1 protein-coding gene is annotated in these 857 nt (G+C 79.6%); it reads left to right on the top strand.

The features are described from left to right. Positions 1–176: 176 nt before the first annotated feature. Positions 177–854, top strand: coding sequence for a TetR/AcrR family transcriptional regulator (locus tag GTR00_RS21875; RefSeq protein ID WP_166613588.1), 678 nt, complete (start codon positions 177–179; stop codon positions 852–854). The last annotated feature ends 3 nt before the right edge of the window (positions 855–857 follow it).

Genomic DNA, 857 nt, shown 5'->3' on the forward strand with positions numbered 1-857 from the left:
GTGCGGGGGTGCTGCCGGGGTGCTGCCGGGGTGCTGCGGGCCTGGCGCCGGGCCGCCGCGACGCCGGTGTCGCGCGCCACCCGAAAGTGATTGGGGTTCATTAACGGGGCCCGGGGGGCCCCTGTCAAGGGTCCGCCGCGGTGCGCGGCCCGCGCGGCGTGCGCGACCATGGGGCCGTGGCAGTCGCGCAGCGCCGCCCCCGGGGCCGGCCGTCCGAGCCCGTCCTGTCCGCCGAGCGCATCACCGGCGCCGCCGTGCGGCTGGTCACCTCCCGCGGCCACGGCGCCCTGACGATGGCCGCCCTGGCCCGCGAGCTGGGCGTGGCGCCCTCGGCGCTGTACAACCACGTGGCCACCAAGCAGGACGTCCTGCGCCGCGTGCAGGACCACGTCAACCGCGAGGTGGACTGCTCCGCCTTCGCGACCCTGCCCTGGGACCGCGCCCTGACCGCCTGGGCGCGCTCCTACCGCGAGGTGTACGCCCGCCACGTCCCGCTCGTGCCCGTCATCGCCGTCACGCCCGTGCGCGGGGCCCCGCACACCCTGGCCATGTACGAGCGGGTCGCCGCCGGCCTGCGCGCGGGCGGCTGGCCCGCCCACCTCGTCCTGGACGCCGTCGTCGCCGTGGAGTCCTTCGTGCTCGGCTCGGCGCTGGACACCCAGGCCCCGCCGGACATCTTCGAGCCCGGCGCGGAGGCGGCCGACGGCTCCGCCCTCGCCGCGGCCGTGCGCGCCCGCGCCGGCGCCGACCCCGCGCTGGCGGCCTTCGAGCTGGGCCTGGCCGCCCTCGTGGAGGGCCTGCGCGCCGCGCTGCGCCGCGCCACCGCCGCCCCGACCGCGACCGCGACCGGCTAGCGC

This window comes from Kineococcus indalonis (genome assembly GCF_009906395.1).
In the GTDB taxonomy this organism is placed as follows: domain Bacteria; phylum Actinomycetota; class Actinomycetes; order Actinomycetales; family Kineococcaceae; genus Kineococcus; species Kineococcus indalonis.